This is a genomic window from Haloprofundus halophilus (assembly GCF_003439925.1).
GTDB lineage: Archaea > Halobacteriota > Halobacteria > Halobacteriales > Haloferacaceae > Haloprofundus > Haloprofundus halophilus.
Genome location: NZ_QQRR01000002.1, coordinates 1,085,682 through 1,105,850, shown reverse-complemented (window position 1 = coordinate 1,105,850; position 20,169 = coordinate 1,085,682). Strand labels below are relative to the sequence as shown.

General features: G+C 66.1%; 15 protein-coding genes. 7 read left to right on the top strand and 8 right to left on the bottom strand.

The features are described 5' to 3' along the window. The first annotated feature begins 114 nt into the window (after nucleotides 1-114). Both DV709_RS15280 and DV709_RS15275 read left to right on the top strand, forming a co-directional pair. Nucleotides 115-2,592 (top strand): flippase, encoded by a 2,478-nt coding sequence (locus tag DV709_RS15280; protein WP_117595248.1) that lies wholly within the window; start codon nucleotides 115-117, stop codon nucleotides 2,590-2,592. A gap of 143 nt (nucleotides 2,593-2,735) precedes the next feature. Next, the gene (locus DV709_RS15275) at nucleotides 2,736-4,274 is read left to right on the top strand and encodes a right-handed parallel beta-helix repeat-containing protein (RefSeq protein ID WP_117595247.1); all 1,539 of its coding nucleotides are present in this window, start codon (nucleotides 2,736-2,738) and stop codon (nucleotides 4,272-4,274) included. 211 nt (nucleotides 4,275-4,485) lie between these two features. On the opposite strand, the gene DV709_RS15270 is transcribed toward DV709_RS15275, so the two are convergent. Both DV709_RS15270 and DV709_RS15265 read right to left on the bottom strand, forming a co-directional pair. Further along, complete coding sequence (locus DV709_RS15270; RefSeq protein WP_117595350.1) at nucleotides 4,486-5,853, bottom strand: polysaccharide deacetylase family protein; 1,368 nt, start codon at nucleotides 5,851-5,853, stop codon at nucleotides 4,486-4,488. Between the two features lie 78 nt (nucleotides 5,854-5,931). Further along, complete coding sequence (locus DV709_RS15265; RefSeq protein WP_232819755.1) at nucleotides 5,932-7,383, bottom strand: glycosyltransferase family 4 protein; 1,452 nt, start codon at nucleotides 7,381-7,383, stop codon at nucleotides 5,932-5,934. A 54-nt stretch (nucleotides 7,384-7,437) separates the two neighbouring features. On the opposite strand from DV709_RS15265, the gene DV709_RS17835 reads away from it, so the two are divergent. From DV709_RS17835 to DV709_RS15250, 4 genes are all read left to right on the top strand, one after another. Further along, nucleotides 7,438-7,647: a hypothetical protein gene (locus DV709_RS17835; RefSeq protein WP_157972760.1), complete on the top strand. Its 210-nt coding sequence runs from the start codon at nucleotides 7,438-7,440 to the stop codon at nucleotides 7,645-7,647. 130 nt (nucleotides 7,648-7,777) lie between these two features. Next, nucleotides 7,778-9,487 (top strand): asparagine synthase-related protein, encoded by a 1,710-nt coding sequence (locus DV709_RS15260; protein WP_117595246.1) that lies wholly within the window; start codon nucleotides 7,778-7,780, stop codon nucleotides 9,485-9,487. Between the two features lie 5 nt (nucleotides 9,488-9,492). Further along, nucleotides 9,493-10,623 carry a DUF1616 domain-containing protein gene (locus DV709_RS15255; RefSeq protein WP_157972758.1) on the top strand — a complete coding sequence of 377 codons (1,131 nt, stop codon included), beginning with the start codon at nucleotides 9,493-9,495 and terminating at the stop codon, nucleotides 10,621-10,623. After that, complete coding sequence (locus DV709_RS15250; protein ID WP_117595244.1) at nucleotides 10,623-11,189, top strand: metal-dependent hydrolase; 567 nt, start codon at nucleotides 10,623-10,625, stop codon at nucleotides 11,187-11,189. Before DV709_RS15255 ends, DV709_RS15250 begins: the two co-directional genes overlap by 1 nt. A gap of 25 nt (nucleotides 11,190-11,214) precedes the next feature. Here the strand turns inward: DV709_RS15250 and DV709_RS15245 are convergent, their stop codons facing one another. From DV709_RS15245 to DV709_RS15220, 6 genes are all read right to left on the bottom strand, one after another. After that, nucleotides 11,215-11,655, bottom strand: a complete 441-nt coding sequence (locus tag DV709_RS15245; protein ID WP_117595243.1) for a hypothetical protein — start codon at nucleotides 11,653-11,655, stop codon at nucleotides 11,215-11,217. Between the two features lie 578 nt (nucleotides 11,656-12,233). Next, complete coding sequence (locus tag DV709_RS15240; protein WP_117595242.1) at nucleotides 12,234-14,228, bottom strand: hypothetical protein; 1,995 nt, start codon at nucleotides 14,226-14,228, stop codon at nucleotides 12,234-12,236. A 1-nt stretch (nucleotide 14,229) separates the two neighbouring features. Continuing rightward, nucleotides 14,230-15,165: a glycosyltransferase gene (locus DV709_RS15235; protein ID WP_117595241.1), complete on the bottom strand. Its 936-nt coding sequence runs from the start codon at nucleotides 15,163-15,165 to the stop codon at nucleotides 14,230-14,232. Further along, complete coding sequence (locus tag DV709_RS15230) at nucleotides 15,162-16,220, bottom strand: DUF354 domain-containing protein (protein ID WP_117595240.1); 1,059 nt, start codon at nucleotides 16,218-16,220, stop codon at nucleotides 15,162-15,164. Before DV709_RS15230 ends, DV709_RS15235 begins: the two co-directional genes overlap by 4 nt. After that, nucleotides 16,217-17,299 carry a glycosyltransferase family 2 protein gene (locus DV709_RS15225; RefSeq protein ID WP_117595239.1) on the bottom strand — a complete coding sequence of 361 codons (1,083 nt, stop codon included), beginning with the start codon at nucleotides 17,297-17,299 and terminating at the stop codon, nucleotides 16,217-16,219. The genes DV709_RS15230 and DV709_RS15225 overlap by 4 nt, the downstream gene beginning before the upstream one ends. Further along, entirely contained in the window at nucleotides 17,299-18,645 is a 1,347-nt protein-coding gene (locus tag DV709_RS15220) for a nucleotide sugar dehydrogenase (protein WP_117595238.1), read from the bottom strand. Before DV709_RS15220 ends, DV709_RS15225 begins: the two co-directional genes overlap by 1 nt. 887 nt (nucleotides 18,646-19,532) lie before the next feature. Between DV709_RS15220 and DV709_RS18220 the strand changes: the two genes are divergently transcribed. Then, the gene (locus DV709_RS18220; RefSeq protein WP_232819754.1) at nucleotides 19,533-20,165 is read left to right on the top strand and encodes a DUF7344 domain-containing protein; all 633 of its coding nucleotides are present in this window, start codon (nucleotides 19,533-19,535) and stop codon (nucleotides 20,163-20,165) included. The last annotated feature ends 4 nt before the right edge of the window (nucleotides 20,166-20,169 follow it).

Here is a 20,169-nt window from a genome sequence, read left to right as displayed (position 1 = left end):
GCATAGCGTCTCTATAATAATCACCCCGGAGCGCCGAGTGGCGACCATGTCACTGCGCCTCCACAGCATCGCCCCTGCCAGACGTCTCTCACATCGCTATCCGGTGAGCGGCTGATGGATCGGTCGATTCTGAAAGGTATCCTCTCGGTGGGCGGCAGTCGCGTCGCCACGCTCATCATCGGTGCGGCGACGACGCCGCTTCTGTACCGCGAACTCGGCGACGCGAACGTCGGCGCGTACACGACGCTCCTGTCGGTGTTCGCGCTGTTGATGATCTTCGTCAGTTCCGGCGTCACCGACGGCGTCCGCAAGTACATCGCCGAGGACCGCGACGACCCCAACTGGGAGGACGCAGTCGTCGGCTTCTACTTCCGCGTCGCCATCGTGCTCGCGCTGGTCGGTAGCGGCACGGTGCTCGTCCTCGCCGAGACCGGCCTCGGCGGCGCGCTGTTCGGCGACACGTTCGTCCAGTACGCGGCGGTTCTCGCCGGACTGGTCGTCGCCGCGCAGTTCCGCGCCTACACCCGTCGGACGCTGATGGGGTTCGGTCTCGAGGAGTACTCCGAGCCGCTGCGAGTTCTCGACTCGCTCCTGTTCATCGGCGTCGGCGTCTCGCTGGTCGTCCTCGGCCACGGCGTCCTCGGGGCGCTCATCGGGCATCTCGTCTCCGGCATCGTCGTCGGCCTCATCGGTCTGGTCCTGGTCGGAAAGCAGGTGTCGCTCTCGGCGGTGTTCCGAGGCACTCCGACCACGATACCGCGCCGCGAGATGCTGACGTTCAACGGGATGAGCATCGTGCTGATGGCGCTCATGATGTCGCTGTACCACCTCGACATCCTGATGCTGCAGTACTGGGAGCCGAACGCCGTCGTCGGCCACTACAAGGGCGCGCTCGCCATCGCGGAGTTTCTCTGGTTCGCCCCTATCGCCTTCCAGACCGTCTTCGTCCACTCCACCTCCGAGATGTGGTCGAAGGGACAGACCGAGCGCATCTCGAAACTCACCGCGCGGACGACGCGCTACACGCTCCTCTTTACGGGTATCATGGCGCTCGGCCTCGCGGCGCTCGCCCCGGTCGTCGTCCCGCTCTACCTCGGCGAGGAGTTCGTCAACGCGGTCATCCCGCTCATCCTGCTTCTGCCGGGGACCGTCGGATTCGCCGTCGCGCGGCCGATTCTCGCCGTCGCGCAGGGCAACGGGACGATGAAGTTCCCGGTCGCCGCGACGGGCGCGGCGGCGGCCATCAACGTCGCGCTCAACGTCGCGCTCATCCCGCAGTTCGGGATGCGCGGGGCGGCCGTCGCCACCAGCGTCGGCTACGGGACGATGTTCCTCTTTCACCTCTGGAGTGCGAAGAAGGTCGGCTTCGACCCCGTCTCGGAGGCTCGCCTCTTCCGAAGTCTCGCCACTATCGGCGTCGCCGCGCCGCTCGTGCTCGTGTTGCCGTCGCTCGTCGGTAACGACCTCCTCTCGCTGGTCGTCGTTCCGCCGGTCGGACTGCTGCTTTTCGTCTGCGTCGCGTGTCTCACCGGCGCGCTCGGCGTCGGCGAGGTCCTCGAACTACTCGCCGAGTTCCCCGGCCCCGTCGGTAAGGCCGGTGACAACCTCTACTGGCGGCACGCCCGCCTCGTCACCGACGGGGGGAAGAACGTGATGCAGCGGAGCATGTTCGTCGCTGGACTGCTGCTGTTCGTCGCCGCCGGCGGCGTCGTCCTCGCTGACGTGGGCATCGTCGGCGACGACGACGATGGTCCGTCGATGCCCGACTACAGCAACACTACGGAAACGCCGACACCGACGCCGACACCCACTCCGGACACGTCCAACGAGTCGACCGCCGGCGACGACGGCGACCAGACCGGGACGAACACCACGGACGGGCCGAACGACTCGAACGCGTCGACAACGACACAGACGCCCGAAGACGGCGGTGGTGACGACGACGGTGGTATCGGCGACTGGTTCGGCGGTGGTGACGACGACGACGGAGACAGCGACGACGGAGACAGCGACGACGGAGACAGCGATAGTGACGACGACGGTCAGTCGGATACCCCGACGGAGACGACCACTACGTCGGAACCGACAGAGACCACCACGTCGACGCCGAACGAGACGACCACCACGTCGACGCCGACGGAAACGACCACCACATCGACGCCGACGGAGACAACTACCACGTCGGCACCGACTGAGACGACCACGACATCGACACCGACTGAGACAACCACGTCAACGCCGACGGAAACGACCACCACGTCGGAACCGACAGAGACGACCACGTCGACACCGACTGAGACGACCACCACGTCGACACCGACTGAGACGACCACCACGTCGACGCCGTCGGAAACGACCACCACATCGACGTCGACCGAAACGACTGACTCGACGACCGAGACGACCGAGTCGACGACCGAGACGACCGAGTCGACCGAGACGTCGTCTACCGATTCGACGACCGACTCGACCAACTCGACGACCGACTCGACCAACTCGACGACCGACTCGACCAACTCGACGACCGAGACGACCGACGTTGGCGACCTGTTCGGGGCGCTCTTGACGTTCCGATCGGCCTCGCCGTTCTGAGTCCTCTCGTTTTCTTTCGAACCATATTATAGTAGACACAAATACTCGAAACACGCGTGTTTCGACTGTTTCGAGTGTTGTAGTACGGTTTCCGCACTGTTAGCCGGGTGGTAATAAAACACACTCAGCAGTGCGTGATAGACGTGCCTACCGATAACTCTCGAAACAGGCAACTGAATCGTCGCTCGTATCTCTCACTGGCCGGGGCCGCTGCCCTCGGCGTCGCATCGTCTTCGGGCACCGCCGCTGCGACACACTCGCTGAACGACGACTACGGAACCGTCGTCGACATCGTCGACGCCGGAGCCGACCCGGAGGGGGGTGAGTCGATTACGCCGGTTCTCCGCGAGGTAGCCGACGACGACACGCTCGTCAAGTTCCCGCCGGGCCGCTACTACATGGACGAGCAGTTCCGCTTCACCGGCTTTTCGAACTTCGGACTCGCCAGCAACGGCGCGACTATCGTCCCGGCGAGCTACGAGGAGTTCGACGGCCCCCAGTACCGCCTCTTCCGGCTCGGTGTCGACTACGACCCGGGCGTCGACCTCCACATCGAGAACTTCACCATCGACCAGACCGCCGCCGACACGGGTATTCGCGCCTTCCACGTCGAAGTCGACGACGGCCTCGTCGTCCGCGACGTCGACGTCGTCGGCGAGCACGACAGCGGCACGTGGGGGCCGGGACTGTTCAACATCACCAGCTCGTCGGGCTCGGGTCTCGTCGAGAACTTCCGTGCGCCCGACGGCGGTACGTATTCGGCGCGGACGCCCGGCGATCTCCGGTGGGGTCCGACCGGCATCATCGTCGACGTGAACCACCGCGGAACCATCGAGTTCCGCGACTGCGAACTCGGCGGCTTCCCCGACAACGGCCTCTACGTCTCCGACGACGACGGTCAGGTCGTCGTCCGCGGCGGCGAGTACCGAAACAGCAGGGCGGCGAGCATCCGCCTCGCCGGACAGAACAGCTACGTCCGCGGCGCGATGGTCGTCGTCGACCGAAACCGCGAGTACGACGTCAACCAGCGGGGTATCCGCCTCGAAAACGGGTCGGGGCTGTCGGTGTTCGACACGACGATTCGACTCGACGCGGCCAACGGTGCGGCCGTCTCGGTGCAGAACAGCGCCGACTCCGCGTGGCTCTCGGGGCTCTCCATCAGCGTCGACGGCGACGAACCGAACCACGGCGTCGTCGTCTCCCCGGAGGCGGGCGAGACGGTACTCCTCCACAGCGACATCGAACAGCGGACTCCGGGCGGCTACGGTCTCTGGACGAAGGCCGGCTCGAACTCCGAGCGCGCCGTCGCCGAGTACTGCACGTTCACCGGCAGCGTCGGCGACGACACCGCTCGCGCGGCGATTCGCGCCGACCGGGACAACACCCAGATTCGCGCGGTCACCATCGACCAGATAAGCACGCGATACCGCCACGGCATCGAACTCACCGGTGACGACTGCTTCCTCTACGGCGGTCGGTACATCTCCGGCGGCTATCCGGTCGTCAACGTCGGCGACGACACGTGGATGGAGGAACTCACGGCCGGGTCGACCGGCGGCAGGGAAGCGGTCCAGCTCTACGACCAGAGCAGCGGCGTGACGATCAAGGAGAGCGTCCTCGAAAACGGCATCGAGGACCGCGGTTCCGCGGGACTGCGAACGTATCTCAACGAGTACCCGTAAGTCGGTCGTCGCGGTGTGGTGTGTCTACGCTTCGGGGTCGCTCGTCGACACTGTTCCCGGATACGACACCGTATCGAGGCTGCACGAACAGAGAATCGGAAACCGGGAGTCGAAGAGAAACGGAAGCGGCGCGTCGGTCCGTTTCGCGTCTGACCGAGACGGGGACCGTAGAGCCGACGGAGCGCGAGCGACGGGTCGCAGTGAAGCCGGGTTACGGTGCGGACTTCCGGAGCTTCCAGAGCTCGGAGAAGTTGATGACCTCGACACCGTCTTTCTGGTCGACGTGTTCGAGGAGCTTCTTGTAGTCGCTCTTGTTCATCGTGTTGTCGTTGTTGAAGTCGTGGAAGTTGAGGATACCCACGTTCTGGTGTTTCGCACACTGGTCGACGACCCGCTTGGCGATGTTCAGGTCGTGACCGACGGTTCGGGGTAGCACGAGCGGGTCGAACGCGTACGGACTCGTCGTGTTCAGGTCGAACGACTGGTTCATTCCGCCCATGTAGTGGTACTTGTTGACGACGTCGAGCGCCGTCGCGTCGTAGTCGTTGCCGGGGTAGACGACGAAGTTGGAACTCTCGAAGCCGTGACCCAGCAGCCACTGCTTGTTCTGCTGGAGCGTCTGCTGGAGTTCGTCGCCCGATAGAGCGTGGAAGCGGTTCCTGATGCTCTCGTGGGCGACGATCTCGTCGCCCGCCTCGTGGCGCTCCTTCAGTTCACCGAGCGTCATGAACTTGTTCTGTCCGACGAATCGCGGGACTGCGGCCTGGACGGCCGGCATGTCGAACTCGTCGTGCAGCGGCGCGGCGTCGTTGTAGTAGCTCTTGCGCCCGTCGTCCCAACTGAAGACAATGTACCCTTTGTCGGGCTTGTCGTGGATGCGGAGGTCGTCGACCCACACCTCGATATCGTCGCTGGTGGCGTTGTTGGCGACGATTTCGATGCGGTTGATCTGTGTGAGGTCCGGCGGCGTCTTGCTCGTCTCGTAGACGCCGGGCGCCGTGCGGAACCAGCCCACGTCGGGGGTCTCCATCGAGATGTTCCGCAGTTCGAGCACCGCGTAGTTGCCGAAGGGGTCGCGGAGGTAGACGAACAGCGCGAACTTCGAGGGCGTCGTCGTGCGCAGCGCGAGCGAGAAATCCTTCTTCGTGAGGTCGCGGTTGTTCTCGAACGAGCGCTCGATGCTGGCGTTTTCGCCGTCTTTGCCGGTAATCTTCGCGCTCGAATCGCCTCTGAAGGCGTGTTTGGAGGACGACTCCATCTCGCCCGCGTTCGAGAACCACGCCGAGAGGTCGGTGAAGTCGTCGAGCAGCTCGCCCGGCTTGTTGTACTTCTCGCGGCTCTTGTAGGTCGTCTCGACCTCCGCGGCCTCGTCGGCCGGCTCTTCGGTCTCGGTCGGTTCGTCGGTCGCCGCGTCGTCGCCCGCGGTCTGATTCGCGCTCTGGGTCGTCCCGTTGGCGGCGGAGTCGTTAGCGTCGTCGGGCGACTGGCCGCTGCAACCCGCGACGGCGACGAGGCCGGCTAAGCCGGCCGCACCTGTGGTCTGGAGGAACCGTCTTCGGCTTCGACTGTCGTCCTTCATCTGTACCTCCCACTTCGCAAACCCAGTGCATTACTATGAATCCGCTATGCGCCCCCAGCGACTCGGCTTACCGACGCGCTAATCGGTGCGAACGACCGTTCGCTCCGTTTCGAACGTTTCAGTCCGTTCGGTCGGAGGCCGTCCCGCCCGGACGTCGGCGTACAGCGACAGGAACTCCGAGACGACGCGTTCGCGCGAAAAGCGCGCCAACTGGTCCGGAATCGCCGCTCGGTGGCCGTCGTACCCCTCGCGAAGGCGTCCGAACGCACGCGCGAGCGACTCGGGGTCGTCGGACTCGAACCGGACGCCGGCGTCGCCGACGACGAAGTCCGTGCTCCCCACGTCCGAGGAGAGTACGGGCGTTCCGCTCGACAGCGCTTCGAGGAAGACGCGGCCGAACGGTTCGTCGAGCAGGCCGGGGTAGACGAACGCGTCGGCGGCGGCGTACTCCGCGGGCAGGTCGTCGTGGTCGACGAACCCGAGCCACTCGACGTGCTCGTCGACGCCCAACTCCGTCGACAGCGAGCGGAGCGCGTCACCGTACGGTCCGGCCCCGGCGATGCGGACGCGCACGTCGTGGCCGTCGTCGAGTATCGAGGGCAGCGCCCGGAGCAGCACTTGAAATCCCTTGACGTACTTGAACGCGCCGACGGCCAGCAGCGTGAACGGGTCGTCGTCGCCGCGGCCGAGGTCGGGGTCGCCGTCGCGTTTGTACGCCGCGGGGTCGGAGACGGCGAACTCGCCGCTGTCGAAGTGCGGAATCACTCTGAGACGCTCCTCGGGGAAGCCGAACTCGGCGTAGTCGTCGCGCTGGTGCGGCGACAGCAGGTGGTACGCCGAGATACCCTCGCGCGCGGCGATGGACTTTTGGACGAACTCGACTTTCGCCAGCGAGTCGTAGGACGAGCGAAGCGTCGTTTCGACCCCCGACTTGCGGGTGTAGGCGCTCCCGGCGATACAGGCCGTACACTTCGTTCGGCCCGGCCCGCCGCACTTCTCGCGGTCCATCCACATCATGTCGCCTTTCGGACAGACCGGCTGGTAGGAGTTCAGCGTCACGACCGTGGGGGTCGAGAGCGCGGACAGCGGCTCGATGAACCCCGTCGAGTACGAGTGGACGAGGTCGTGTCGCTCCAGTCGGTCGGTGAGATCCTCGACGACGCCGATTTTCGCCAGCAGCGGGTGCGGTAGTTTCGGGAGGTCGTCGCGGACGACGTAGTCGACGCGGTCGGTCGCGGGTAACCGCGAGCGGTCGGCGGTTCGTTGGCTGACGACGTACACCGTCAGATCGTGGTGTTTCGAGAGTTCGCGGATGAGGAGGGCCGCGGTGTACGTCGCGCCGGTTCCGTCCAGACCTGGGACCTCGACGGGGAGAAACCCCACGTCGAGCCGTTCGTCGGGCGTCGTGGCCGAGTCCGACGCCGTAGCCGAGTCCGACGCCGCGGTCGAGTCCGACGCCGTAGCCGAGTCTGATGTCGCGGTCGGGTTCGACGTCGCGGCCGGGTCCCGCGTCCGGTCGCGGTCACCCACGGGTCGTCACCGGGGACTGGTCCCGACGGCGTCGACGCGAGTTCGGTGCGACCGATGCGCACGCGCGACGCTGGAGAGGCGGAGTGGTCATCGAGGAGATACTGTGGGCTCAAAGTGGATTATTATGAACTCGGTAAGGCCGCGTTCGCGTTCGAGACGGCGGTTACGCCCACCACAATCCGGCCGGTGAACTGGCTTACCCGGTCCATAGCAAAGCCCCGGGCGTTCCCAGAGAGTCGTATCCGCACCTATCGACAGCTATGATATCGACCACCCGCCGCCCGAGTCGACCCGTCGCGTCGACCGACCGCGGTACATCCACCCCATCCACAGTCGAACAGCGTTCCGTGCGTGTTCGTCCCCTCCCGCGAGAACGGAGTGTGAGACAGTGAGCATGCAGAAGCAGTTCTTCGGCGTCTTCGGCGACGCCCGCCAGTTCGAGCGCCTGCGCTCGCCACACGAGTTCGACACCGTCGTCGGCGGCGACGTCGCCACCGTCGGCATCCGCGACCCCGGCCTCGGCCACCCCGGACGCAGCGACACGTACTCCGGACCGAAAGGCGAGTGCGCGGTCTGGGGCGAGGCGTACGCGCCCGGCACCCACAACAACGTCGCCGAGTGGGTTCTCGACCGCTACGCCGAGGTCGGACACGACGCGTTCTCCGAACTCAACGGCTCCTACCTCGTCTTCGTCGAACGGGACGGCGAGGCGTTCGTCGTCAACGACCCCATCCGCTCGTGGGACTGTTTCTACGCCGACACCGACGACGGGCGCGTGTTCAGCTCCGACGCGGCCGCCGTCGCGCGGACGCTCTCGGGTCACGCCGTCCGCCGCGACGCCCTCCTCGAGTTCCTCCACCTCGGCGTCGTTCTCGGCGAGAAATCGCTGCTCGAACGGATGTTCCGCCTCCCTATCGACGCGGTACTCACCGAATCGGAGACGTACGACCTCTCGCGGTTCGTCTACGAACCGCAGGAGTTCGACTACGTCCAGGAACTGGCCGACCGACTCGGACGGGCGGTCCGCCGCCGCGCCCGCATGCCGGGTCGGAAGGGACTGCTCCTCTCGGCGGGGTACGACTCGCGGACGGTGCTCTCGAAGATGCCCGAGATCGAACACTGCTACACCGTCGGCCACCCCGAAGGGCAAGAGACCGGGGGCGCGCGGACCCTCGCCACCCAGTACGGTGCCGAACACACCGCGTTCCGGCCGACGCACCGATACCTGATGGCCGACGAGTCGAAAGTCCGCTACTCGCAGGGGATCAAGGAGTCGCTCCACATCCACCACGCGGGCTACTCCGACGAGATGGACGTCGACTCGATGTTCCACGGACTGCTCTGCGACACGTTCCTCCGCGGGCACTTCCTCGCGCAGGACGGCGTCGAGCTGTTCGGCAAGACCGTACCGTTCCGCCGCCTCGACCCGAACCCGAACCCCGTCGAGAACCTGCTCTCGAAACTCGGCTACATGCCCGAGGCGAGTCAGGCCGTCGCCGACCAACTCGTCGGCCTCGACGCCGACCCGGCGACGTTCGTCAGAGACGCCGTCTCCCGCGAGTTCGAGAAGGCGTGGGACCGCGCCGACGGCGTCCAGAACGCTATCGACATCACGGGCATCAGCAACCAGCCGTCGACGCCGTTCCGGACCCACCTCGCGGACAACTTCTTCGAGTCGTTCGTCGTCGCGGACGCGGAACTGCTCGACTGGCACCTGACGACGCCGCCGCAGCACCGCAACACGGCGACGTTCATCAAGGCGCTTCGCCGCCTCGACGACGACATCCTGCGGAACCCGCCGCCGGACCGCCCGCACGACACGCAGATTCTCAACCACGTCGAGGGGTTCCTCCGTCGGAAACTGCCGCTCGTCGAGGGCTTCGAGTCGCCGTGGCCCGACCGCCGAGACATCTACCGCGAGTACGAACTCGACGAGGTGCTGTTCCCCGACGAACCGTACGTCCACGACCTCCCGGTGCGGCACAAGCTTCGCATCAACGACAGCTTCGGCTGGCTCGAACTCTGCACTGAGCGGTCGATCCGCCCGAAAGAGGTGTTCGCCGTCGACGAACGCGTCCCGGACACGGGCAAACGAGGTGCCTGATACCCGTGTCCCACTCCCCGTACTCGCGCCGCAGTCCGTGGTTCACCGACCTCGTCGCCGCGCTCGCGCTCCTCGGCGTCTCGGCCGCCGCGATTCACACCTCCCTCACCGGACTGCCGCGACTCCTCCTCACGATGCCGCTCGTGCTGTTCTTGCCGGGGTACGCGCTGGTCTCCGCCATCTTTCCCGATCGAAACACCACCTCCCGGACCGCCTTCGACGACGCCGTTTCGGGGCTTCGGAACCCGCTCCCGACCGCCCGGTCGGTGACGGGCGTCGAGCGCTTCGCGCTGGCCGTCGTCGGCAGTGCGTTGGTCGTCCCGCTCGTCACGCTGGGCGTCCATTTATCGCCGCAACCCATCGAACTGCTGCCCGTCGCCGTCGGCGTCGAGGCGACGACGGCCGTGCTGTTGCTCGTCGCGTTCGTGCGCCGGGCGACGCTCGATTTGGACGAGCGCTACGCACCGCCGTATCCGACCGCCATCACGGGGCTGTTCTCCTCGCGGCCGCCGGAGCATCCGATGCGCGGTCGGGCCGAGGGCGGACGGCTCCCGGCCGTCGCGCTGGCTTTGAGCCTGCTCGTCCTGCTCTCGACGGTCGGCTACGCGGCGACGGTGCCGACCGACGACGAGGGCTTCACCGAGTTCTACGTCGAGACCGAGAACGTCGACGGCGACACGCAGTCGATGTACCAGAACCAGTTCGCGGCCGGAGAGCCGGCGAACGTCACTTTCGGCGTCGAGAACCGCGAGCAGCAGACCGAGTCGTACAGCGTCGTCGTACTGAGCGAGCGAGTGCAGACGAACGGCAACGAGACGACGGTGACCGAATCCGAACAGATCGGGTCGACGGACCTCACGCTCGACTCCAGAGAGAACGTCACCCGCGACGTGACGGTGACGCCGTCGATGTCCGGCGACGTTCGGTTCTCGCTGCTGTTGTACCGGGGCGACGCACCCGCAGACCCGTCGGTTGAGAACGCGTATCGGAGTCTCAAACTGTACGTCACCGTCTCCGGCGGTGGCGGACAGAACGGGTCGCTCGCGGGTCCGTCCGCCTCGGGAAGCGATGCGGGTGACGCGGCGCTCGCCGCGGACGCTCTCACAGCATCGACCCGGTCTACGGGCACCCGCTGATGTGGCCCTGGGAACATCTCGCCTTCGGCTACGTGCTCTACTCGCTGTTTCGACACACGACCGGACGGAGTCCGACGGGCCCCGAAGTGTTCGTCCTCGCGGCGGCGACGCAGTTTCCCGACCTGGTCGACAAGCCGCTCTCGTGGACCTTCGGCGTCGTGCCGACGGGGTACGGGCTCGCGCACTCGGTCTTTCTCGTGCCCGTCTTCGCCGTCGCGGCGCTGCTCCTCGCAAAGCGGCTCGGCGGCGTGATGTGGGGCGCGGCGTTCGTCGTCGGCCACCTCTCGCACCTCGTCGGCGACGTCATCTACCCGCTCGTCGAGGGTGATGCCCTCTCGTTCGACCCGCTGTTGTGGCCGCTGGTCAACAACACCGGTGCGGCCCCCGAAGCCGGGTCGCTGGAACTCGTCGTCTACTACCTCGCCCGGTGGCTGGTCGACATCGTCCGACTCGACGTGAGCCTGCTCCTGGCCTTCGAGTTGACGCTGGCGGCGTTCGTCTTCGGTCTCTGGGCGTACGACGGCTTCCCCGGCGTGGCGACGGCGGTCCGGCCGCTACGTCGGTGATTCCGCGTCTGCTTTTCGACGCAACTCACGCTCCGTTTTCTGCACAGCCCTCGTAGACGTAGGAGAAGTGAGAGCCGCCGCCGCGTTCGACGGTCGGGCGCACGCCGAGACAGCCGTCGTCCTCGACGACCCCCTCGGTCGGAACGCTACGTAGCGGGCCGTCGTCTACTCGGACGTGGACCGCGTACTCTCCCGACTCCGCGAGCGGCGGTTCGAAGACGAGGCCACCCTCCCGTTCGAGGCTCCCGTCGCTCCACTCGCCCGCCGACGCGACGCCGGAGTCGAGGAAGACGAGCGAGTCGCCCTCGGTGACTCCGACGGTGACGTCGTGTTCTTCGGCGTCTCGGTTCTGGACGACGACCGAAGCGAGTCGGTACGAGGGGGCGGTGCCTTCGAGCGTCGAACACCCGGCGAGGAGGGGGAAGGAGGTGGAGGCGATTCCCGAGAGGACCGTTCTGCGTCGCATGCGATAGCTGCAGTTGCTCGGCTGATGTCCGTTTCGACACCGCTTCGGAACCGAGCGAGGTTCGTCGTCGTCCGAGCGATGAGTTCTCTTCGGCTCGCGGTAGCGACGCCTCAACGGTGCGCCACCCCGAACTCCTACCGAACGGAAAACGGCGGACGCGTTCGAACAGGACTCCGCCAGAGACAGCAGCGACGACGACCCGCCTCGGACGGTGAGGTTCCGAGGTCGGGTACCGTGACCGCACGCTCCCGACCCGGCAACCGCCGTGCCGACGAACAGCGGGCGCTGCCGCTGGCTAAATCGAACGCCGCAGTCGGGCAAAATCACGAGACTGAACGACTCGACGGCTAATCCGACGACGGCGACGGCGGAGGAGAGAACGGCGCCGACAGCCCGGCGAGAAGGCGTTCTTTCCGGCGTCGCTCTCCATCGTCGCTCGTCGCTTGCTACTGCCGCTCTCCATCGTCGCTTTCCGTCGTCGCTCGTCGCTTGCTACTGCCGCTCTCCGTCGTCGCGGTCGTCACCGAAGGTGTTGCGAGAACAGAGCGCTGTGAGAGGTGAATCCGGTGAGAAGGAGATCAGGCGCCGGCGTTTCCGTCCGACGGCGTGACGCACATCCGCACGTCGCCGTTGTCGTACAGTGTGCTCTGTGACGGTCGGCAGATGCGCTCCTGCGGGATGTCGCGCGGTTCGCCGATGCCCTGCTCGTTGACGAAGTACGTCGTCCCCGAGGACTGGAACTCGCGGTAGACGGTCACGTCGTGGTCGACGGGGTCACCGTCGGTGACGTTCGCCGTGTCGGCCGTGTAGGCACCCGTTCGCTTGAACACCGTCTGGTACGGGTGGTCGGTCCGCAGCTGCTGCTCGGGGCGAATCTCCATCGGGTCGGGGCCGCCGGTCATCTCGCCGATGGTGTGGACGGCGGCGACGGACTCCTCGTTGTAGCTCAGCGTCTCGCCCTGCGGAAGCACCGGGTTGTCGATGGTGCCGTTCCGCGAGGCGACCATCGCGCCGGGGAACATCAGCGCGGCGACGAGCAACCCGGCGACCAGGATTTTGGGGTTGAGGTTCGCCACGAGGTAGCGCACGCCGACGGCGGTCAGAATCGCCATCGGGGCGTACATGAACGCGAACCACCGCTGGGGGATGAAGTTGCGGATGCCGAACATCGGCAGCCCCAGCGTGAACACGAGCATGATGGCCGTTCCGATGAGCAGCGTGAACACCGACTGCTTGGCGCGGTCGCGGTGGACCACGTACAGACAGCCGACGAACGTCCCGAGGAGGAGCAAGAGGAAGCCGAGCACGTCGATGTACGCCGCCAGTTCCGCCAGCGGCGGCGTGGGGCCGGAGGCGGCGCTCTCGCTCGATGCGGTGCTGGGTCCGCCCGCGAGGTTCCCGAACCCGGCGCTCGACGCCACCGTCTCCGCGAGGAAGCTCAGGATGGTCTCTAAGAACGTCCCGCCCTTGTACGGCGTGAACGACCAGAGGAAGGTGATGAGCCCCACGTCGAAGACGACGAGGCCGAGGATGTTCACCGGGTTGCGCGCGCGGAACACGTCCGGGCGGAGCCGCGAGACGCGATAGATGCCGAGGTTGAGGAGGAAGTACGCGACGACCGCGCCGCCGAAGACGACGAGCATGATGAACGACGACACCTGGTGGGTGAGGATGAGCGCCACTGACAGACCGGCGAGCAGCGCGAAGTCGCGCGCCGCGTAGTCGGTCTGCATCAGCCGAATCAGCGCGTACAGGACGGCCAGGAAGATGACGAGCCCCATGCTCGTCGGGATGATGTGCATCCCCCACTCGATGACGTAGTCACCGAGCGAGAACAGCGCCGCCGCGAGCACCGCCCACCGCTCGGCGACGAGTTCGCGCGTCGCCATGTAGATGAGAAGCGGCGACAGCGGGATGACGACGCCCAACGAGAGGTACAGCGCCGTCCGAAGCGGCACGTCGTAGATGAGCGACGCCGACGCGACGAGCAGGTGGTACAACGGCGAGACGTAGTGCTTGTCGTCGGAGATGGCGTCTAACGACCCTGCTTCGAGTATACCGGTCGTCAACTCGGGCAGGTGCGTCCAGATGTCGATGCCGATGAATCCGGGCACCGTCGCCAGCGCGGCAAAGCGGACGGTTCCGGCGACGAGAACGACCTGTAACAGCAGTATCGAGGGGTTGAACGCCTCTTCTTTGGCGAACAGTATCTGCAGGAGGAGGAGCGTCCCGGTCACCCCCGCGATACCGTAGAAGGCGACGCCTCGCTCGCCGGCGAGAACCGCCGCGAGCAGCATCCCCGCGGTTCCGAGCACGACGACGCTGGGGAGGAGCCGAGAGACGCCCGTCGGTAAGACGAACGCGGCCCCGTCGTTCTTCCCGTGGCCGCCGTACACCGACAGCAGGTACAGCACGGCAGCCCCACCGAGGACGAGGGGGATGGTCTCGACGTACACCTGCGAGAACAGGAAACGAAGCGGCACCATCGCGAGCGCGGCGAGCAGCGCGAGCACCGCCGCGTCGACGTCGAAACGACGGGCGCGGAGCCAGTCGCCGACCGAACTCGTGCTCATCTCAGGCGGCCCCCTGCGCGACGCACTCGTACAGTGAGGCGAGGCGCTCGCCCATCAGGTCGACGCTGACGTCCGGCGACACCGACCGTCGGCGCTCTCTGTCACCGAGCGAGTCGACGTCGGCGACCGTCCGGTCGAGTTCGGCCGCGAGTTCGTCGTTCGTCGTGCCGACGGCGACGCCCGGTGCGTCGCCGAACTCGTCGCGGACGAAGCCGACGTCGGTGGAGACGACCGGCAGCCCGCAGGCGGCGGCCTCCTTGACCACCATCGGGCCGCTCTCGCGGCGCGAGGTGACGAGTAGCGCGTCGCTGGCGTTCATGTAGTACGGCATCTCCTCGTAGGGGACGTTCGAGACGGTCCGGAGGGTCACGTCGGCGTCGGCCGCCTCGACGACGGCGCGCGCGCGTGGGTAATCTTTCTCGTCGCGGGACTTCTCGTACGGAAACAGCGCGACCGTCTCGTCGGTGTCCCAGCCGATTCGCTCGCGCGCCTCGTCGCGGTCGACAGGTCGGAACCGGTCGGTGTCGACGCCGAACGGGAGGTGGGTGTAGTTCTGCCCGAGGTGACTCGCCATCGCGCGACTCGGGAGCACCGTCTCGTCGGCCGCGCGCGCGCCGACCCGGCTGAGGTAGCGAAGCCAACCGTACTCGCCCATGATGTCGGTTCCCCAGAGGGTGAGAACGAGCGGGCGCGTCGGCTGCGCCAGCGCGAACGGAACCGTCAGGCCGTAGTTCGCGTGGACGAGGTCGTAGGAGTCGAGTCCCTCGGCGAGAACCTCCGGGTAGTACTGGAGGTAGTCGCGGACGGTACGGGGGGAGTCGGGACTGTACTCGGCGGGAACCGAGACGACGGTACAGTCGACGCCCTGTGATTCCAGTGCCTCGACCTGTTGCTCGAAGAACGAGCGCGTCGAGGTGATGAGTTGGAGGACTCTCATGCTGTGAGTTTCTGTCTGCTGCCGCCGCCCGCCGACTCCACCTGGTCGACGATGACGTCGGTCACGTCGACGCGCTCGGCGAGCAGTCGGTCGCGGCGAGCCCGCCACGTCTCGGCGTCGGCGTCTCGGCCTTCGAGGACGTCGACGGCGCGGCTGAGCGCTTCTCTGTGGCGATTCGTCCCGTTGCAACTGTACACGAGGTCGTACTCGTCGTCGAGTTCGGTGACGTAGCCCAACGAGAGGCTGTTGACGTAGACGGCCGGCGTGCCGAGCATCGCGCACTCGGCGGCCGTCGTCGCCCCCTCGCCGACGTAGCAGTCGGCGTAGTACAGCAGGTCGTGCATCCGCTCGGGCGAGAGGTCGAGGCGGTGGCCCTCGATATCCTCGTCGAGTTCCATCTCCGCCGTGACGAACACTTTCGCGCCCGTCTCGGATAGTCGCTCGACGACCTCGCCGACGTCGTCGAAGCCGCTCTGACCCATGTCGTGCGACGACCCCCAGTCGTTGAACCGGGTGACGACGAACGACTCGTCCTCGTCGAGGCCGAGGTCGTCGAGCACCGTCGGATCCGGCGTGAACCGGTCGGGGTGGAGATACGCGAGTTCGTGGTAGCCCGAGTACCGCACCTGCTTGGAGCCGATGTCGCCGACGTAGCACGACGGCGTGCAGACGGTGTGGGCGAACGGGTACGCCAGCTTCTTGATGATGGTCGCGTGTTCGGTGTCGTAGAAGACGACGCTCCGAGCGCCGACGAGCGGCGCGACGTGGGCGGCGGCGACGCCGCCGATGGCGGTGATGACGTCGGGGTTCAGCTCGCGTGCACGTCGGAGCAACCGGAGTTCGTACGTCGCCTGCACCGCCGCTAACGAGGCCAGTCCGTTGGACTCGCCGGCCAGCACCTCGTGTTCGATGCCGTAGAGTTCGAGCAGGCGGACGGCCATCTCCTTCTCGCGGGCGAAGACGTGGACCTCGTGACCCCGCGCCTCCAGCTCCTCGATGGCGTGCTTGAAGAAGTGGACGTGGCCCGGGTGTTGGACGGTGACGGCGACTCTCACTCTCGGCGCACCTCCAACTCCTCGTTCTCCTGCATGTCGAACACCATCGCCAGGAGCACCGAGACGATGCCGATGGAAGCGAGAGCGCCGCCGGAGCCGTCGCTCTCGTCGGAGACCGCTCCTTTGAGCGAATCGAGGACGCCCGCGCCGGCGATAGCCGCGCCGAAGAGGTACAGCCCCGCGAGGGGGTGGAAGTCGACGGTGAGGTACTTCACGCGTAGTCGCCACAGGAAGTCGCGAGCCAGGAGTGCCGACAGGCGAGGGACGAACGTTTTGTACTCGATGGTGCTCTCCTCGTCGCCGTAGACGGCCGGAATCGCCACGTCGGCGACCCGGAGACCGTGGGCGTTGAGTTTGACGAGCACGTCGTTGCAGAACCCGTAGCGCTCGTAGAGCTCCTGGTAATCGATGGTCTCCAGCGCCTCCCGCGAGATCGCGGTGTAGCCGTTCTGCGGATCCATCGTCTTCCAGTAGCCGCTTGCCGCCTTCGTCAGCAGCGTGAGCAGCCAGTTACCGAACGAGCGCCAGGCGCTCATCCCCTCGCGGTACTCGCGGTAGCGGAGGCGGTTGCCCTTCGCGTAGTCGGCCTCGTCGGAGACGACCGGGTCGACGAGGCGGTCGAGTTTCTCGGGGTCCATCTGTCCGTCGCCGTTCATCACGGCGACGACGTCGATGCCGTCGGCGAGCGCGCGCTCGTAGCCGGTCTTGATAGCGCCGCCGACGCCGCGGTTCTCCTCGAGACGGATGGGGACGACGCGTTCGTCGAACGCCGACGAGGACTCGGCGGCCTCGGAACCGGATTCGCGTTCGTGGGCGTCCGTGTCGTCGGCTGCCGCCGAGTCGTCGGGTCGGCGAAGTCGCGCCGTCCCGCCGTCGGTCTCGACCAGATGGCCGCTGCCGTGCGCGGCGTTCGCGCGCTCGGCGTGGCGCCGAATCTCGTCCCAGGTGCCGTCGGTCGACCGGTCGTCGACGACGTACACCCGGTCGACGAACGCGGGCATCGTGTCGATGACCTCGCCGACTAGGCCCTCCTCGTTGTAGGCGGGGACGACGACCCCGATTCTCGAATCTCGGTACATCAGACCCTCCGGTAGGTGAAGCCGTGTTCGACGACTTCCTCGGCGCTGAGCGCGCCGCAGACGTCGAGCAGGAACGGGTCGTCGTTCATCTCCTCGCGCGCGTCGTCGAGGTCGAGGCTGTCGAACACGTCGTGCGGCGTCGCCAGGACGATGCCGTCGGCGTTCTCGAAGGAGGGGTGGTCCATCACGTCGATGCCGAACGCCTGGCTCGTCTGTTCGGGGTCGGCGTGGGGGTCGAAGCCGAGCACGTCGACGCCGTACTCCTGCATCGTCTCGATGACGCCGTCGACCTTCGAGGTGCGGATGTCGGCGACGTTCGGTTTGTACGTCAGGCCGAGGACGACGACCCGACTCTCGCCGAGGACGTTACCGCAGTCGTTCAGCGTCTTCAGCGCGAGTTCGGAGACGTGCTCGGGCATGCGGCGGTTGACGTCGCGGGCCTTCAGCGTCAGCTCCGGAACGTATCCCTCCATCTTCGAGCGGTACGCGAAGTAGAACGGGTCGACGGGGATGCAGTGGCCGCCGACGAGTCCGGGCGAGTAGTCGTGGAAGTTCCACTTCGTCCCGGCCGCGTCGAGCACCTCCTGGGTGTCGATGCCGATGCGGTCGAAGGCGACGGCGAGTTCGTTCATCAGCGCGATGTTCAGGTCGCGCTGGACGTTCTCGACGACTTTCGACGCCTCGGCGGCTTCGAGCGACGACGTGCGATGGACACCCGCGTCGACGACCTGCTCGTAGAGGTCGGCGACGTCCTCGAGCACGGCGGGGTTGTCCGCCCCGACGACCTTCACCACGTCGCGGAGGCCGTGCTCCTCGTCGCCCGGGGTAGCGCGCTCGGGCGAGTACGCGACGAAGAACTCCTCGCCCTCAGTCAGTCCCGACGCTTCTTCGAGTGCCGGGGTGAGTACAGTCCGCGTCGCACCGGGGAACACCGTCGATTCGAGGACGACCGTCGTCTCCGACGTCATCTGCGCGCCGACGGTCTCGGCGGCGCTCTCGACGAATCGAAGGTCGGGGTTCTCCATCTCGTCGACGGGCGTCGGTACCGTGACGATGACGTAGTCGGCGTCGGCGATGGCCGCGGGGTCCGTAGTGAACTCCACGTCGCTGTCGGCGACCACCGAGTCACCGAGGTCGCCGGTCGTGTCGGTGCCCTCTGCGAGCGTGTCCACCTTCTCGTCGTCGATGTCGTAGCCGATGACCTGCTGGTCGACGCGGTCGAAGTGAACCGCCAGCGGGAGGCCGACGTACCCGAGACCGACGACGCAGATCGTCTCGGTCCGGGCGACCGGTTCGGCGTGGCGATTCTCGCCTCGACGACGGGCGTCGGTCAGTCCCGAACTCATCGCTGTTCCTCCGTATCGAGGAACCGTTCGTGTTCGACCGCGCAGTTCCGTCTGCCGTGACGAAGCGTCTGTGTCTCGCTCATGGGGGTAATCTCCCACCTGCGTAGACCGCAGGCGGGCTTCGGTTCTCCCGTAACACGATACCGGCTTTATTATAGAGCGAGTAAGCGACTCGCGCGAATTTCCGTCACACGCGACGGTTCGAAAAGGGGAACTTCGGCGGCTCTCGCGCCTCTGACGGCCGGTCTCCTCGGGCGAACCGACGACTGTTTCGTTCTCCTATCCCGTTTAGGAGGTCCACAAGCCCTCTCGCGGTAGTTCAGCGCACCGAGACGCACTCGGACCCGACTGAGCACCGAACGCGTGCACGACGGTCCGTTTCAACGAATCTCACTGTTTCCGTGTTTGTGTCGCGTATAACAATGAGGGTCTCCGCCTTCTCTGGAACTGCGGGACGCTCCCGCGAACAGATGAAACGCACGACACTACCCCACGTCGACTCCGACCCCCACACAACGTCTCCGCGACTCCGACGGGTGGCCGAGTCGAAAGCTACGGCCGAGGTGACCGAACAGTTCGACGAGTGAGACCCCGTGAACGGGCACCGTGACTGCCGCCGAGAACTCCCCTCTTCGGCGGCGCGACGAGTGACTGTCAACCCTCTCTTCACGCCCGTTCTACCAGATTCATTACCATTATCTGACGAAGTCTGCGTGCGCTCGCCGCAGCTCGTATCAGACTCGTGATTGAACTTCTAAAAACGTCCAGAACGGTCGTTTACAACGATGTGAAACGGTCTGCAACAGTTCGAGCGATCGTTTGCAACAGTTGCGACTATCGATACGGACATCCTGATTTATTACCCACCCAGGGTTTGTACCTGGCACATGACAGTCACAGAGTCCGATAACACGGCCCCGTTCGAGCCCCCCCAACTGGACACCGAAACGCCCCTCTCGAAGGACCAGTTGTTCCACATCCTTCAGAACCGTCGCCGCCGCGACGTACTCTGGTACCTTCGCGGTACCGAGGGCCCGGTTCGCATGCGCGACATCGCAGAACAGGTCGCCGCCTGGGAGAACGACACCACCGTCGAAGCGTTGATGTCCGATCAGCGCCAGCGCGTGTACATCGCTCTCTACCAGGAACACCTCCCGAAACTCGACGAAGACGGCGTCATCGACTACAACAAGAGCCGGGGTGTCGTCGAGCGAAACGACATCGCCGACCAGTTCGACCCGTACCTGACGAACGAGATCGTCGAGGAGGCGACTACATCTAGCCCCGCAACCCCCGGGGTCGAGGCGGCAGAGTCGGCACCCTGGCAGAAGTACTCGATCGGCGTTTCGGGTGTCGGTGCGCTCGCACTCCTCGGAATCACCTTCGATGCGCCCGTACTCGGTCAGTCCGGAAGCCTCGCGGTAGGCGTCGTCGCGGTGATGCTCACAGTGGTCACCCTCGCGTACGCCCTCTCGGGGTACTCCCGGTCGACGCTCTCGCCGGACGGTAGCGGCGAGTAATCCT

Bases quoted from the DNA above. Each gene is read 5' to 3' on its own strand.
- DV709_RS15280 (WP_117595248.1), top strand. From the start codon at position 115: ATGGATCGGTCGATTCTGAAAGGTATCCTCTCGGTGGGCGGCAGTCGC.
- DV709_RS15270 (WP_117595350.1), bottom strand. From the start codon at position 5,853: ATGAAGGACGACAGTCGAAGCCGAAGACGGTTCCTCCAGACCACAGGT.
- DV709_RS17835 (WP_157972760.1), top strand. From the start codon at position 7,438: ATGCGCACGCGCGACGCTGGAGAGGCGGAGTGGTCATCGAGGAGATAC.
- DV709_RS15260 (WP_117595246.1), top strand. From the start codon at position 7,778: ATGCAGAAGCAGTTCTTCGGCGTCTTCGGCGACGCCCGCCAGTTCGAG.
- DV709_RS15250 (WP_117595244.1), top strand. From the start codon at position 10,623: ATGTGGCCCTGGGAACATCTCGCCTTCGGCTACGTGCTCTACTCGCTG.
- DV709_RS15245 (WP_117595243.1), bottom strand. From the start codon at position 11,655: ATGCGACGCAGAACGGTCCTCTCGGGAATCGCCTCCACCTCCTTCCCC.
- DV709_RS15240 (WP_117595242.1), bottom strand. From the start codon at position 14,228: ATGAGCACGAGTTCGGTCGGCGACTGGCTCCGCGCCCGTCGTTTCGAC.
- DV709_RS15235 (WP_117595241.1), bottom strand. From the start codon at position 15,165: ATGAGAGTCCTCCAACTCATCACCTCGACGCGCTCGTTCTTCGAGCAA.
- DV709_RS15225 (WP_117595239.1), bottom strand. From the start codon at position 17,299: ATGTACCGAGATTCGAGAATCGGGGTCGTCGTCCCCGCCTACAACGAG.
- DV709_RS15220 (WP_117595238.1), bottom strand. From the start codon at position 18,645: ATGAGTTCGGGACTGACCGACGCCCGTCGTCGAGGCGAGAATCGCCAC.
- DV709_RS18220 (WP_232819754.1), top strand. From the start codon at position 19,533: ATGACAGTCACAGAGTCCGATAACACGGCCCCGTTCGAGCCCCCCCAA.